The sequence below is a fragment of the Ruegeria sp. D6 genome, assembly GCF_056534365.1.
Genome location: NZ_JBQFPH010000002.1, coordinates 577,169 through 589,743 on the forward strand (window position 1 = coordinate 577,169; position 12,575 = coordinate 589,743).

At 59.9% G+C, this 12,575-nt stretch carries 17 protein-coding genes; 6 read left to right on the top strand and 11 right to left on the bottom strand.

The window, feature by feature from the left end; translation table 11 throughout:
* Positions 1 to 7: 7 nt before the first annotated feature.
* From rnc to folK, 11 genes are all read right to left on the bottom strand, one after another.
* Positions 8 to 685: a ribonuclease III gene (rnc, locus tag ACR0A1_RS10305; protein ID WP_170402298.1), complete on the bottom strand. Its 678-nt coding sequence runs from the start codon at positions 683 to 685 to the stop codon at positions 8 to 10.
* Complete coding sequence (gene lepB, locus ACR0A1_RS10310; protein ID WP_170508480.1) at positions 682 to 1,521, bottom strand: signal peptidase I; 840 nt, start codon at positions 1,519 to 1,521, stop codon at positions 682 to 684. Before lepB ends, rnc begins: the two co-directional genes overlap by 4 nt.
* 59 nt (positions 1,522 to 1,580) lie before the next feature.
* Positions 1,581 to 2,000: a holo-ACP synthase gene (acpS, locus tag ACR0A1_RS10315; protein WP_170392613.1), complete on the bottom strand. Its 420-nt coding sequence runs from the start codon at positions 1,998 to 2,000 to the stop codon at positions 1,581 to 1,583.
* Position 2,001: 1 nt separating this feature from the next.
* Positions 2,002 to 2,979, bottom strand: a complete 978-nt coding sequence (locus tag ACR0A1_RS10320; RefSeq protein ID WP_480867356.1) for an NADPH:quinone reductase — start codon at positions 2,977 to 2,979, stop codon at positions 2,002 to 2,004.
* A gap of 16 nt (positions 2,980 to 2,995) precedes the next feature.
* Positions 2,996 to 3,322: a Dabb family protein gene (locus ACR0A1_RS10325; protein ID WP_170636242.1), complete on the bottom strand. Its 327-nt coding sequence runs from the start codon at positions 3,320 to 3,322 to the stop codon at positions 2,996 to 2,998.
* A gap of 16 nt (positions 3,323 to 3,338) precedes the next feature.
* On the bottom strand, positions 3,339 to 3,962 hold the full coding sequence (locus tag ACR0A1_RS10330) for a LysE family translocator (protein WP_170425202.1): 624 nt from the start codon (positions 3,960 to 3,962) through the stop codon (positions 3,339 to 3,341).
* Positions 3,959 to 4,705 carry a pyridoxine 5'-phosphate synthase gene (locus ACR0A1_RS10335; RefSeq protein ID WP_170392617.1) on the bottom strand — a complete coding sequence of 249 codons (747 nt, stop codon included), beginning with the start codon at positions 4,703 to 4,705 and terminating at the stop codon, positions 3,959 to 3,961. Before ACR0A1_RS10335 ends, ACR0A1_RS10330 begins: the two co-directional genes overlap by 4 nt.
* Positions 4,698 to 5,396: a DUF2062 domain-containing protein gene (locus ACR0A1_RS10340; protein ID WP_170392618.1), complete on the bottom strand. Its 699-nt coding sequence runs from the start codon at positions 5,394 to 5,396 to the stop codon at positions 4,698 to 4,700. Before ACR0A1_RS10340 ends, ACR0A1_RS10335 begins: the two co-directional genes overlap by 8 nt.
* Positions 5,397 to 5,412: 16 nt before the next feature.
* Positions 5,413 to 7,545, bottom strand: coding sequence for a RelA/SpoT family protein (locus tag ACR0A1_RS10345; RefSeq protein ID WP_170392619.1), 2,133 nt, complete (start codon positions 7,543 to 7,545; stop codon positions 5,413 to 5,415).
* Positions 7,546 to 7,570: 25 nt separating this feature from the next.
* Positions 7,571 to 7,924 (bottom strand): DNA-directed RNA polymerase subunit omega, encoded by a 354-nt coding sequence (gene rpoZ, locus ACR0A1_RS10350; RefSeq protein ID WP_010437681.1) that lies wholly within the window; start codon positions 7,922 to 7,924, stop codon positions 7,571 to 7,573.
* 94 nt (positions 7,925 to 8,018) lie between these two features.
* A complete protein-coding gene (gene folK / locus ACR0A1_RS10355; protein ID WP_480867360.1) occupies positions 8,019 to 8,600 on the bottom strand; it encodes a 2-amino-4-hydroxy-6-hydroxymethyldihydropteridine diphosphokinase in 582 nt (193 codons plus the stop codon).
* 126 nt (positions 8,601 to 8,726) lie between these two features.
* Here folK and ACR0A1_RS10360 point away from each other — a divergent pair, with 126 nt between their 5' ends.
* The 6 genes from ACR0A1_RS10360 to ACR0A1_RS10385 all read left to right on the top strand — a co-directional run bounded on the left by ACR0A1_RS10360 (position 8,727) and on the right by ACR0A1_RS10385 (position 12,568).
* Positions 8,727 to 9,302 carry a LabA-like NYN domain-containing protein gene (locus ACR0A1_RS10360; protein WP_039541714.1) on the top strand — a complete coding sequence of 192 codons (576 nt, stop codon included), beginning with the start codon at positions 8,727 to 8,729 and terminating at the stop codon, positions 9,300 to 9,302.
* Positions 9,303 to 9,504: 202 nt separating this feature from the next.
* Positions 9,505 to 10,455 (top strand): 4-hydroxy-3-methylbut-2-enyl diphosphate reductase, encoded by a 951-nt coding sequence (gene ispH / locus ACR0A1_RS10365; RefSeq protein ID WP_170402316.1) that lies wholly within the window; start codon positions 9,505 to 9,507, stop codon positions 10,453 to 10,455.
* Entirely contained in the window at positions 10,452 to 10,904 is a 453-nt protein-coding gene (locus ACR0A1_RS10370; protein WP_170402319.1) for a DUF3429 domain-containing protein, read from the top strand. Before ispH ends, ACR0A1_RS10370 begins: the two co-directional genes overlap by 4 nt.
* On the top strand, positions 10,901 to 11,488 hold the full coding sequence (locus ACR0A1_RS10375) for a class I SAM-dependent methyltransferase (protein ID WP_170402322.1): 588 nt from the start codon (positions 10,901 to 10,903) through the stop codon (positions 11,486 to 11,488). Before ACR0A1_RS10370 ends, ACR0A1_RS10375 begins: the two co-directional genes overlap by 4 nt.
* Complete coding sequence (rnhA, locus tag ACR0A1_RS10380) at positions 11,481 to 11,948, top strand: ribonuclease HI (RefSeq protein WP_170402325.1); 468 nt, start codon at positions 11,481 to 11,483, stop codon at positions 11,946 to 11,948. Before ACR0A1_RS10375 ends, rnhA begins: the two co-directional genes overlap by 8 nt.
* A complete protein-coding gene (locus ACR0A1_RS10385) occupies positions 11,945 to 12,568 on the top strand; it encodes a trimeric intracellular cation channel family protein (RefSeq protein ID WP_170392625.1) in 624 nt (207 codons plus the stop codon). Before rnhA ends, ACR0A1_RS10385 begins: the two co-directional genes overlap by 4 nt.
* Positions 12,569 to 12,575: the final 7 nt, after the last annotated feature.

The following is a 12,575-nucleotide window of genomic DNA, read 5'->3' on the forward strand; positions in this document are numbered from 1 at the left end:
AAACGGATCAAGACAACTGTTCCAACAGAGCCTTTGCCGCTGCCTGTTCGGCCTGTCGCTTGGAGCCTGCGGTGGCCTGAGCTTCGGTACCATTCTGCAGACGAGCGGCGATCGTGAAGATCGGGGCATGGTCAGGGCCGGTGCGTTTGACCTCGACATAGCTGGGTGGTTTCTGGCCGCGGGCCTGTGCCCATTCCTGCAGGGCGGTTTTTGCATCGCGGGCGTCGGCCTCGACCTTGTGGATGCGATCGCCCCAGAGGGCGAGGATCACGTCTCGGGCAGCCTCGAACCCTGCGTCGCGGTAGATGGCCGCGATGACCGCCTCCATCGCGTCGCCCAGCAAGGCCTGCTTGCGACGACCTCCGGACAGCATCTCGGACCGGCCCAGTTTCAGCACCGCACCCAGATCAATCTGGCGGGCCACATCGGCGCAGGCTTCCTTGCGCACCAGCGCGTTGAAACGGGGGGCCAGTTGGCCTTCGGAAGCTTTCTTGTCGGCCTCAAGCAAAGCAGTGGCCATGACGAGGCCCAGGACGCGGTCGCCCAAAAATTCAAGACGCTGATTGTCGGGGCGCGTGGCAGAGGACACCGAGCCGTGGGTCAGCGCACGCACCAGCAGTTCAGGGTCGGAAAACTCATACCCCAAGCGCTGCTGGAACGCCCTTATCTCAGCCGATAGCTTCAATTGACCGCCTTGAAGAAGCGGTCACCGCGCCATGTCCAGAAGAACAGCATGGAACGGCCAGCGGAGGAGAACATGATCCTGTCGGCGCGACCGATCAGGTTTTCGTAAGGTACATAGCCCACGCCACCAGCGGATTGCGGTAAGCGGCTGTCGGCCGAGTTGTCGCGGTTGTCGCCCATGAAGAAATAGTGGCCCTCGGGTACGGTATAGACCCCGGTATTGTCGGAGCCCTGATTGCCGATGTTCAGCACGTCGTAGGACACGCCATTTGGCAGGGTCTCGATCAGGCGGTTCTTTTCGCAAACACCGCCGATCCCGACGGGACCGTTGGAACAGCGCGGGCGCAGGCCTTGTGGGCCCTGCGGTTCAGCAACTTCGGTGAACACACCATCGGGTTGCTGCGGCACAGGAGTGTCGTTGAGGATGATTTGACCTTCACGAATCTGGATACGATCACCCGGCAGGCCGATCAGTCGCTTGATATAGTCGCGCCCTGTCACCGGATGGCGGAAGACGATGACATCGCCGCGATCAGGGTCGCCGCCGATCAGACGCGAGTTGTCATCGCTCTGCATCCAGCCACAGATGTCTTCGGCATCGATGTTGAGGCCAACGCTGGGGATGATAAGGCTGGGGCACGAGGCATAGGAATAGCCATAGGCCATCTTGTTGACGAAGAGGAAATCCCCGATCAGTAGGGTTTGCTTCATCGACCCGGAAGGAATCCAGAACGGCTGAAAGAAAAGCGTGCGGAAAATGCCCGCGATCAGCAGGGCATAGACGATGGTTTTGATCGTCTCCCAAATGGCGTTTCCGGATTTGGCTTCCTCGGCCATACTGCTCTCTCCAGTCTCTGCGTGGTTGGGGTGCTACATGCGGGTCAGTTGGGGGCAAGTCAAGGCTGCGCGGGCGCTTCTTGAAGTGGGCGGGCCTCGATCACCACAAAGGCCTGCGCCCAGGGGTGATCATCGGTCAGGGTGACGTGGATGATCGCCTCGTGGCCTTCGGGAGTCATTTCTTTCAGTCGCTCTGCGGCCCAGCCGGTGACATGCATGACGGGCTGGCCGGTGCGCAGGTTGGTCACCGCCATGTCCTTCCACGCGATCCCCATCCGCAGGCCGGTGCCTAACGCCTTCGAGCACGCCTCTTTCGCGGCCCAGCGTTTGGCGTAGGTGCCCGCAGTATCGGCGCGACGCTCAGCCTTGCGCTGTTCGGTTTCAGTGAAGACACGGTTACGGAAGCGGTCGCCGAACCGGTCGAGCGTGCCCTGAATGCGATCAATATTTGCGAGGTCGGTGCCGATGCCGAGGATCATGTCAGACCTCCAACACAACGGTCCCGAGCTTTTGCCCCGCCTCGACCATTGCGTGTGCATTTGCCGCATCCATCAGCCCTCCGCCAGGGACGACGGCGTGGGACAGTGCGCCTTGTTCCAGCCACTGGCCCAACTGCGCCTCGCCGCGACGGCGGGCCGCGGCGTCGAGTTGGTAGACGATCAGCATATGCAGGCGGATGTTCTTGAACATGAAGCCATAGAAATCCAGTTCGGGCTTCATTTGCGAAGCCGAGGCATAGCTGGCGATGGTGCCACAGGGGCGGATCATAGAAAGGGAAGCGGGTTGGTTGGCGGCGAAATCAACCTCGACAATGCGGTCTATGCCTGCGCCGTTGGTCATGTCCATCGCCGCCTCGGCCACGTCTTGCGTGCGGTAGTTGATCCATTCGGACGCACCGGAATGGGCGGCTTTTTCATCTGAACTGACCGTTGTGATAACGCGTGCGCCGCCCAGTGCGGCCATCTGGCAGGCGTAGCGTCCGACCGTGCCTGCGCCGCCGGTCACAAGCACAGTCTGGTCAGTGATCGGTCCGTCACAATAGAGCGCGTACCATGCAGTCAAGGCGGGGATACCAAAACACGCGCCCTCGGCGAAGCCGGTCGTATCTGGAAGGAATACGGCCTGTTCGGAGGGTAGCGCGATGTATTCGGCCCCAGTGCCAAAAGCGCGTTGCCATTGGCCGTTCCAGATCCAGACACGTTCGCCGACGCGCGCGGGATCGACCCCTTCGCCTACGGCCTCAATCACTCCGGCCCCGTCCGAGTGGGGAACAACCATCGGGTATTGCATCACAGCGCCAGGGCGCGCGCCGCCGCGCAGCTTGACGTCTGAGGGGTTGATGCCGCTGGCATGGACCCGGACAAGAACGTCGCCTGGGCCGGGGTTGGGCGTGGGCAGGTCGACCAACTCAAGGACATCCGCCGCCGCACCAAATCCGCGATAGGTGATTGCTTTCATGACAGTCCCTCGTCTCCTATTGGTCAGCCGCGTCGGGCGTTTCCAGATCGAACACCAAGACGCCCTCGGCCCCATCCACGCACAGCGCGACAAGCCGTGCGCCAAGTTGCTGGTGGGTTTCGTCACTGGCATAGCGCTGTAGGTCGGCCTGAGCCGCGAAATCCAGCGTGAAGCCGTAGGGATAGCTTGGGGATTTTGCCTCAAAATCGCGGTTGGGGCCGTGGATGAAGCCACCGCAGCCAGACAAACGGTCTGCGACCGCGCCCAGCCCATCCATCACAGCTGCAAGCTCTGCAGTGTCGTGATCGGGCTTGAGTCGCAGCATCACGCAATGTCGGATCATCCTTGCACCTCAGAGGTCATGACAGGCGCACCGTGAGGATCTTGTAGCTGGCCACGCCAAAGAAACCCGCGAAGGCAAAATCAAACCAGCGGCGGGCGCGGCGATAGGCGTTGACCATGCGCGCAGACGAAAACAGGAAGGCGTAGCCGATGAAGATCAGCAGTGAACCCGCATAGAGCATGGCGAAATAACCCAGCAGCATAGCAAGGCTGGCGTCATTTGGCGCAACGATGGCGTAGATCGAGCCCCAGCTGAGGATCGCCTTGGGGTTGGTCAGGTGGATCGCTGCACCCTTGGCAAATATCGTGCCCAATGAGCCGGTGACCGGATTGCCTAGCGCGACCTCATCCGAAGTCAGCGCGCGGCGCAGCGCCTTGAGCGCCAGCCAGCCCAGATAAGCGACGCCGATATAGCGGATCACCTCGAACACCCAGACATTGGCCAGCATGATCGCCGACAGCCCCAGTGCGGCGGCGATGCCCCACGCGGCGGACCCGGCGCAGATGCCCAGCGCAAAGGCCAGACCGGCGGTGCGGCCTTCGTTCATGGCGGTTCCGGCGATGCCCATGGTGGCAGGGCCCGGAGAGCCCCCGGCCATGAGCCATGCAAACCAGATCGCCACAAAGCCGGGTGTGATCATGCTCGCGCCTCGTCCATCAGGCGGCGCATTTCGTGAACCGCCGGGGTGAGGCCGCGAAAGATGGCCTCGCCGATCAGGAAGTGGCCGATATTCAGCTCTCGCACTTCAGGGAAGGCTGCCACCGGTTGTACGGTGTCGTAAGTCAGCCCGTGACCCGCATGAACTTCAAGACCCAGCGAATGGGCATAGGCGGACATCTCGCGCAGGGCTTCCAGTTCGCGCGCGGCGTCGTCCAGTTTGCCTTCGGCGTGGAAATCGCAATAGGCACCGGTGTGCAGTTCGATCACCTCGGCCCCAATGCGGTGGGCGGCGTCGATCTGGCGCTGGTCGGCGGCGATAAAGATGGACACGCGGCAGCCCACATCGCGCAAGGGCGCAATGAAATGGGCCAGCTTATTTTCCTCGCGCGCAACTTCTAACCCGCCCTCGGTTGTGCGTTCCTCGCGCTTTTCGGGAACGATGCAGACAGCGTGCGGCTTGTGGCGCAGGGCGATTTTCTGCATCTCGTCCGTTGCGGCCATCTCGAAGTTCAGCGGCACCGACAGGATCTCCATCAACCCGTCGATATCGGCGTCCGAGATGTGGCGGCGATCTTCGCGCAGATGTGCTGTGATGCCGTCGGCCCCGGCCTCTTCCGCGATCCGGGCGGCGCGTAGTGGGTCCGGATAGGCCCCGCCGCGCGCATTCCGCACGGTGGCTACGTGGTCGATATTCACGCCCAGACGCAAACGGTTGTCAGACATCTTTCGAATCCTTCATTGTCCCTGAGGTCGAGCCTAGTGGTTTTGTCGGGGGAACGTCAGCCTCTGCCTGAGCAAGGCGTTTGATTTGTTCAAACTTCGCTTTGATTCTGGCGCGGCGGCGTTGCTGATAAGTACGGATAAGCGGCAGGCTAAGATAGGCGCAGATCACTCCGGCCACGATGCCTGGAATGACGCCGCCGATCATATAAGGAAAGAACACATCGTCATAGAACCGGCTAAGCCCGTGCCAGTCCGCCTCGCGATGGGTGAACATGGCGATGCAATTGTCCTTGAGATCGCCCATCGCATCCGCAAATTTCCCCATCAACCCATCGGTATCGTCTTTGCGGAACTTGGTCCCCAGCAGGAAATGCCCGGTTTGCAGGCTGATGACCGCGATCGGCACATAGGTCAGGGGATTGCCAAAGAACGTGCCGCTGAGCGCGGCAAGAATGTTGCCGTTCAGCAGCCGCGCCAGCACGGCGGCGACCAGGAAATGCAAGCCATAGAAAGGCGTGAACGAGGCAAACACCCCTGCCCCGATGCCACGCGCGATGCGTTCCGGGCTGTCAGGCAGGCGCCGAACCCGATGTTTGACATAGTGAAAGGCACGGGTCCATCCGCCGCGCGGATAGACGAACTCTGACGCGACTTGGACAGGCGAGCGGCGATCTCGGCGCTTGAAAACCACTCGTGATCACCCCTTCTCAGCCAGCCGCAACGGCGGGTTTCGCACTTTCCCGGTACCGTTCGACCGCAGCAACGTCGCTTTCAGCCTCGAGCATCAGCATCAGCGAATGCAGCTGTTCAAGATCGCGAAGTTCGACATTGATCATCAGCCGATAAAAATCCGGTTTGCGGTCGACAAATTCGAGGTTCGAGATATTGGCCTTTTTCTCGCCGATCAATGTGCAAATACGCCCCAGCACCCCGGCATCATTGCCGATGGTCAAATCCAGCGTCGCGCCATAGACGGCGGGGTGGGTGCCCGAATGCCAGTGCAGATCAACCCAGCGCTCGGGTTCATTTTCAAACTCGGTCAGGCGATCGCAGTCGATGGCGTGCACGACAACACCCTTGCCGCGATATGTAATTCCGACGATGCGCTCGCCTGGCAGTGGCTGGCAACAGGGGGCACGATCGAATTTCTGGCCCGGTTCAAGCCCGATCACAGCACGGCGGGGCGAGATCGCGTCGCCATCATCCTTGGTGAGTTCGGGATATACCGCTTCGACCACCTCATGGGCGGTCAACTCGGCACTGCCCAGACGGGCCAGCAACTCGTCCCGATCTTTTAAACGCAGGTGTTTGGCAGCGGTTTCCAGCGCCTTGTCGGTGGCTTTGCGGCCCAGGTTTTCGAACCCGGCGCGGGCCAGTTCCTTACCCAGCTTGATGAAGCGTTCCCGGTCGACCTCGCGCAAGGCGCGGCGGATCGAGGTGCGGGCTTTGCCGGTGACTGCGATCTCAAGCCAAGTGACCTGCGGGCTCTGGCCATCGGCGGTGATGATGTCCACCGACTGCCCGTTCTTGAGCCGGGTCCAAAGCGGCACACGAATGCCATCAACCTTGGCCCCCACGCAGGCATGACCAATGCGGGTGTGGATTGCGTAAGCAAAATCAATCGGCGTCGCCCCACGCGGCAGTTTCACCACATCGCCCTTGGGGGTGAAGCAGAACACCTGGTCCGAATACATCTCGAGCTTCACAGCTTCGAGGAAATCCTCATGATCATCCTCACTGTCGAATTGCTCGGTCAGGTTTGCGATCCACTTTGCCGGGTCGACCGCAAAGGGGTTCTCGGACCGCACACCGTCGCGATAGGACCAGTGCGCTGCAACGCCGGTTTCGGCCACATCGTGCATCTGGCGGGTGCGGATCTGAACCTCGACCCGTTTGCCGTCGCGCCCCGAAACTGTTGTGTGGATCGAGCGATAACCGTTCGATTTCGGCTGGCTGATATAGTCCTTGAATCGCCCTGGCACCGCGCGCCAGCGCTGGTGGATGGCACCGAGTGTGCGATAGCAGTCTTCTTCGGTCTGGGTGATGATGCGGAACCCGTAGATGTCGGACAAACGTGAGAAACCCTGATCCTTTTCCTGCATCTTGCGCCAGATCGAATAGGGTTTCTTGGCACGGCCAAAGACTTCGGCTTCAATGCCCGCCTTTTCCAATTCGTGCCGCATGTCGCCGGTAATGCGATGGATCACGTCGCCGGTTTCGCGTTGCAGAGTGATAAAGCGGCGGATGATCGACTGGCGGCCTTCGGGGTTTAGGACGCGGAAGGCAAGGTCTTCGAGTTCCTCGCGCATCCATTGCATCCCCATCCGGCCCGCAAGCGGCGCGTAAATATCCATTGTCTCACGCGCTTTTTGCACCTGCTTTTCAGGGCGCATCGCCTTGATCGTGCGCATGTTGTGCAGACGGTCGGCGAGCTTGACCAGAATAACTCGAAGATCCTTGGACATGGCCATGAACAGCTTGCGGAAATTCTCGGCCTGTTTGGTCTCACGGCTGGACAGCTGCAGGTTGGTCAGCTTGGTGACGCCATCGACCAGCTTGGCGACCTCATCCCCGAACAGTTCGGTAACCTTGCCATAACTGGCTTTGGTGTCTTCGATCGTGTCGTGCAACAGGGCCGTTATAATGGTCGCATCATCCAGACGCTGTTCGGTCAGGATGGCGGCAACGGCAACGGGATGAGAGAAATAGGGCTCGCCGGAATGGCGGAACTGGCCTTCATGCATCTGTTGGCCAAATTCATAGGCCCTTTCGATGCGGTCGGCATTTGTCTTGGGATTGTAATTGCGGACCAGCGCAATCAGGTCTTCTTCTGAAATCATCCGGTCCGCACCTTTGTCGCTTGGGTTACCCCTGGCCCTGGGCCTCCATCAGAGCGCGCAGGAGCTTTTCTTCCGACATGTCGTCATCCGCAGGCTTGTCAGATTCCGCACCCATCAGCAGGGCCATCTGATCTTCTTCGGGCTCATCAACCTCGATCTGGGTCTGGTTGGCTTCGATCAGACGCTCGCGCAGCTCATCAGCGCTTTGGGTTTCGTCGGCGATTTCGCGTAGCGAGACGACAGGGTTCTTGTCGTTATCGCGGTCAACGGTGATCGGGCCACCAGCAGAAATCTCGCGTGCCCGGTGGGCTGCAAGCATCACCAGTTCGAACCGGTTCGGGACCTTGTCTACACAATCTTCGACCGTAACGCGGGCCATGGGGCGCTCTCCGTAAATGAATCCGTGGCAGGAAGGGGTTTATCTAAGCGCGAATCCCCGCCTTGACAAGCAAGAAATGCCGCAAATGCGAGGATCACAGAGGCTTGACCTCTGCCACCTCATCGGGCGGCAAGGCTGCAACCATCTGCGTCACTGTCCGGTCCAGAACGGGATGGCGCCAATCGGGGGCGACATCCATCATGGGAACAAGCACAAAAGCGCGGTCCTGCAAGCGCGGATGGGGCAGGATAAGGTGTTCCGGCGCAGATTTGGTTTGATCTTCGGGGGGAAGGGTCAGCCAGCGCTGAAATTCGGCGTTATCCGGCAGCACAAGTTCATCCCAACAGACCAGATCGAGGTCCAGAGTGCGCATGCCCCAACGCTGTTCACGGGCGCGCTCAAAATCATGTTCGATGCGGTGCAGCAGGTCCAGAACACCCTGTGGCGTGAGGTCCGATTCGATCAAAACCGCTGCGTTGACATAGTCCGGCCCTGCCCCTGCCGGAAAGCATGGGGTGGCAAAAAACTGGCTTGTCTTGCGAATCACCAAGCCCGCCTCGGCCATCGCGATCAGCGACCGCTCAAGTGTCACCTTGGGCCCACAACCTCTCAGACTGAGATTTGCCCCTAGGGCAATGACCGCTTTTGACAAGGTTTTGTCCACTTCAGACCCCATATTCGGACCAGAGAATACTTGCGATAAAGCCTAAAACACCTATTTTAAGGACACCATTGCACTGACCTATTACTTTATCACTCACGGAGCTCACGGTGCGGTGGCTTATACCGGAAGGACCATTTTATGTTTTACAAGGACGAACGGCTAGCGCTGTTCATCGACGGCTCGAATCTTTATGCAGCCGCCAAAGCACTGGGGTTTGACATCGACTACAAGTTGCTGCGTCAGGAATTTATGCGCAGAGGCAAACTGCTTAGAGCTTTCTACTACACAGCGCTACTGGAAAATGACGAGTATTCCCCGATCCGGCCTCTGGTGGACTGGCTGCACTATAATGGCTTCACCATGGTCACCAAACCGGCCAAGGAATACACCGACAGCATGGGGCGTCGGAAGGTCAAGGGAAACATGGATATCGAGCTTACCGTCGATGCCATGGAACTGGCACCACGCGTTGATCATATCGTACTGTTTTCGGGCGATGGGGATTTCCGCCCGCTGATCGCAAGCCTGCAACGGCAGGGCGTACGTGTTTCCGTTGTTTCGACCATCCGTAGCCAGCCGCCGATGATCTCGGACGAACTGCGCCGCCAGGCCGATAACTTCATCGAGTTGGAGGATCTGCGCGACGTGATCGGCCGCCCTCCGCGCGAGATGCCGACTGAACCCCGCAGCGTCGCAGCTGCAGGCGGGCACTGACCCCACCAAACCCCACCACTCACCAATGGGGGTTGGCAAGAATATGCGCGGCCAGGGCCAGAAGCCCTGGCCGCGCGACTTTAAAGGTATAGGTGCTGAAAACACCCTTGTGCTAACAGCGATTCATGTCAGTGAAATGACGCAGTGCTGTCTGGACCATGGCAATGAAAAGACCTAGGTGTTCGGTCCAGGAGATCGCCGAATGACAAAGCCGCCGCTGACATTATATCTGGCCGCCCCGCGCGGGTTCTGCGCCGGTGTGGACCGTGCCATCAAGATTGTGGAAATGGCCCTTCAAAAATGGGGGGCGCCTGTCTATGTGCGCCATGAGATCGTTCACAACAAATTCGTCGTCGACGGTCTGCGCGCCAAGGGTGCCGTGTTTGTCGAGGAGCTGGACGAATGCCCTGATGATCGCCCCGTGATCTTCTCGGCCCACGGTGTACCCAAATCGGTACCCGCCACAGCAGCCCAGCGCGAGATGATATATGTCGACGCCACCTGCCCGCTTGTGTCCAAGGTGCATGTCGAAGCGCAGCGCCACGCGGATGCCGGGCTGCAGATGATCATGATTGGTCACAAGGGCCACCCCGAAACCATCGGCACCATGGGGCAACTGCCCGAGGGCGAGGTGCTGCTGGTTGAAACGGTCGAAGATGTGGCGCAGGTCGCTGTGCGTAACCCCGAAAAGCTGGCCTTTGTCACCCAGACAACCCTATCGGTGGATGACACCAAGGACATTATTGCCGCGCTTGAGGCCCGCTTCCCCGCCATCGTCGGGCCGCACAAGGAAGACATTTGTTATGCCACCACCAACCGGCAGGAAGCGGTGAAAGCCGTCGCTCCGAAAGCCGATGCCTTGCTGGTGGTGGGTGCGCCGAACTCATCGAATTCACGTCGTCTGGTCGAGGTCGCCTCGCGCGCCGGATGCAGTTATGCGCAGCTGGTGCAGCGCGCGACCGAGATCGACTGGCGTGCGCTGGAAGGAATTTCCAGCATTGCGGTTAGCGCCGGGGCATCCGCGCCCGAGGTGCTGGTGAACGAGGTGATCGATGCATTCCGCGACCACTACGATGTCACCGTCGAGCTGGTCGAAACCGCTGTCGAGAATGTCGAGTTCAAAGTTCCCCGCGTATTGCGGGAACCAGCATGAGCGGCATCCCCCGCGCGCCGTTATTCCTTGGTTTGACTGGGCTGATCCCGTTTGTCTGGGGCGCGCTGACTTATCTGAACGGTGATTTGAACGATTGGGGTCGGCAGACGCTGGGGTCGCGCTTCGTGGGGCCGTATATTCAGCTATTCTATGGCTCGGTGATCCTGAGTTTCATGTCGGGCGTGCTGTGGGGCTTCGCCACCAAAACCTCAGGCAGCAAAGCTGCGGCCTGTTACACTTTGTCGGTGTTGCCTGCACTTTGGGCATTTTTCACGACCGGCGGCGGTCCGGTGAATGCGGGCACCAACCTGATGTATGGGTTTGCGGGCTTGCTTTTGCTGGACGCCATGTTCTCATATTGGCGGTTGACCCCGGTCTGGTGGATGCGGCTGCGCGTCCTGCTAACCGCTGTCGTGCTGACCTGTCTTGCTGTGGGAGTTTACCTGTGAGTGATGAACGGACCATCAAGGCCTACACGGATCGCGTTGCGGATTACCTAAGGATCCCCCTGCCCGCCGAGCAGCTAGAGGCGCGTCAGGCTTTTGTAGATGCGGTCCGCGAGGGTGGATATGTGCTGGATCTGGGCTCGGGTCCCGGATCAGACAGCGCGTTTCTGATGCGGCAAGGGCTGAAGGTACGGGCGCTGGATGCAACCCCTGCCTTTGTTGAACATGCGCGGAGCAACGGTGTTGACGCCCACCTTGGCACCTTCGAAGACGTCACCGAGGTGGCAGAGTATGACGGCGTCTATGCCAGTTTCTGCCTGCTGCACGCCCCGCGCGTCGATTTCCCGCGTCATCTGGACGCGATCCACACCGCACTGAAGCCGGGCGGGCAGCTGTTTCTGGGAATGAAGCTGGGCACGGGCGAGCATCGCGATGATTTGGACCGTTACTATACCTATTATTCAGAGACCCAGATCAAGGACGCCCTGACCTCGGCAGGTTTCACCATTGATCGTACCGTGCAAGGAATGGGGAAGGGTTTGGCCGGGTCTTACGACGGGTTCATTCTGGTATTCGCTCATGCCTGATCTCTTTGCCTATACCGATGGTGCCTGTTCCGGAAATCCCGGCCCCGGCGGCTGGGGCGTACTGCTGCGCGCGATGGATGGCGAGACCATCCTGAAAGAACGCGAGCTGAGCGGAGGCGAAGCCGAGACAACCAACAACCGGATGGAACTGCTGGCTGCAATCAGTGCTTTGGAGACGCTGGAGCGGCCCTCGAAGCTGACTATCGTCACCGACAGCGCTTATGTGAAGAACGGCGTTACGGGATGGATTTTCGGGTGGAAGCGGAACGGCTGGAAGACGTCGAACAAGAAGCCGGTCAAAAATGTCGATCTGTGGCAGCGGCTGGATGAGGCGCAAGAGCGGCATCAGGTGACATGGGAATGGGTCAAGGGTCATGCGGGCCATCCCGAAAATGAACGCGCGGATGAGTTGGCACGCGCCGGCATGGCCCCGTTCAAACCTAAGAAGGCGCAGGCGTGAGCGGGCTTGCCCTGCTGGATTACGCCTCGGTTTTGGTCTTTGCGCTGACCGGTGCGCTGGTGGCCAGCCGAGCGCAGCTTGATCTGGTCGGGTTTGCCTTCATCGCATGTCTGACGGCAGTGGGCGGTGGTACCGTACGCGACTTGCTGCTGGACCGACATCCGATCTTCTGGGTCGGTCAGCCCGCTTATATCCTGATCGCTTGCGGCGCTGCGGTGCTGGTGTTTTTTACCGCTCATCTGGTCGAAAGCCGGTATAATTGGCTGGTCTGGTTGGACAGTTTCGCCCTGTCCATCGCGGTCGCTGCTGGCACGGGTGCAGCGTTGTCACTGGATCAATCCGGTATAATCGTAGTGCTGATGGGGGTGACCACGGGCTGTTTGGGCGGCTTGATGCGTGACGTGGTGTGCAACGAGGTGCCGCTGGTACTGAAACAGGGTGAGCTTTATGTATCCTGCGCCTTTATCGGAGCCTTGACCGCTGTGTTTGCCACCCGCCTCGGGCTGGAAGGCCTGCTGGCATTGGGCTTATGTGCATTGATTTGCTGGGCGTTGCGCGCCGGATCTCTGCTGTTCGGTTGGCAGTTGCCGGTTTACAAGGCCCGACCGCCTCGGCAATAGGGTAGAA

Excerpts from the sequence above, each read along its gene's own strand:
- acpS (WP_170392613.1), bottom strand. The coding sequence starts at position 2,000 with ATGATCCTCGGCATCGGCACCGACCTCGCAAATATTGATCGCATTCAG.
- lepB (WP_170508480.1), bottom strand. The coding sequence starts at position 1,521 with ATGGCCGAGGAAGCCAAATCCGGAAACGCCATTTGGGAGACGATCAAA.
- ACR0A1_RS10320 (WP_480867356.1), bottom strand. The coding sequence starts at position 2,979 with ATGAAAGCAATCACCTATCGCGGATTTGGTGCGGCGGCGGATGTCCTT.
- folK (WP_480867360.1), bottom strand. The coding sequence starts at position 8,600 with ATGGGGTCTGAAGTGGACAAAACCTTGTCAAAAGCGGTCATTGCCCTA.
- rnhA (WP_170402325.1), top strand. The coding sequence starts at position 11,481 with ATGCCTGATCTCTTTGCCTATACCGATGGTGCCTGTTCCGGAAATCCC.
- rpoZ (WP_010437681.1), bottom strand. The coding sequence starts at position 7,924 with ATGGCCCGCGTTACGGTCGAAGATTGTGTAGACAAGGTCCCGAACCGG.
- ACR0A1_RS10345 (WP_170392619.1), bottom strand. The coding sequence starts at position 7,545 with ATGATTTCAGAAGAAGACCTGATTGCGCTGGTCCGCAATTACAATCCC.
- ACR0A1_RS10370 (WP_170402319.1), top strand. The coding sequence starts at position 10,452 with ATGAGCGGCATCCCCCGCGCGCCGTTATTCCTTGGTTTGACTGGGCTG.
- ACR0A1_RS10325 (WP_170636242.1), bottom strand. The coding sequence starts at position 3,322 with ATGATCCGACATTGCGTGATGCTGCGACTCAAGCCCGATCACGACACT.
- ACR0A1_RS10330 (WP_170425202.1), bottom strand. The coding sequence starts at position 3,962 with ATGATCACACCCGGCTTTGTGGCGATCTGGTTTGCATGGCTCATGGCC.
- ACR0A1_RS10335 (WP_170392617.1), bottom strand. The coding sequence starts at position 4,705 with ATGTCTGACAACCGTTTGCGTCTGGGCGTGAATATCGACCACGTAGCC.
- ispH (WP_170402316.1), top strand. The coding sequence starts at position 9,505 with ATGACAAAGCCGCCGCTGACATTATATCTGGCCGCCCCGCGCGGGTTC.
- ACR0A1_RS10360 (WP_039541714.1), top strand. The coding sequence starts at position 8,727 with ATGTTTTACAAGGACGAACGGCTAGCGCTGTTCATCGACGGCTCGAAT.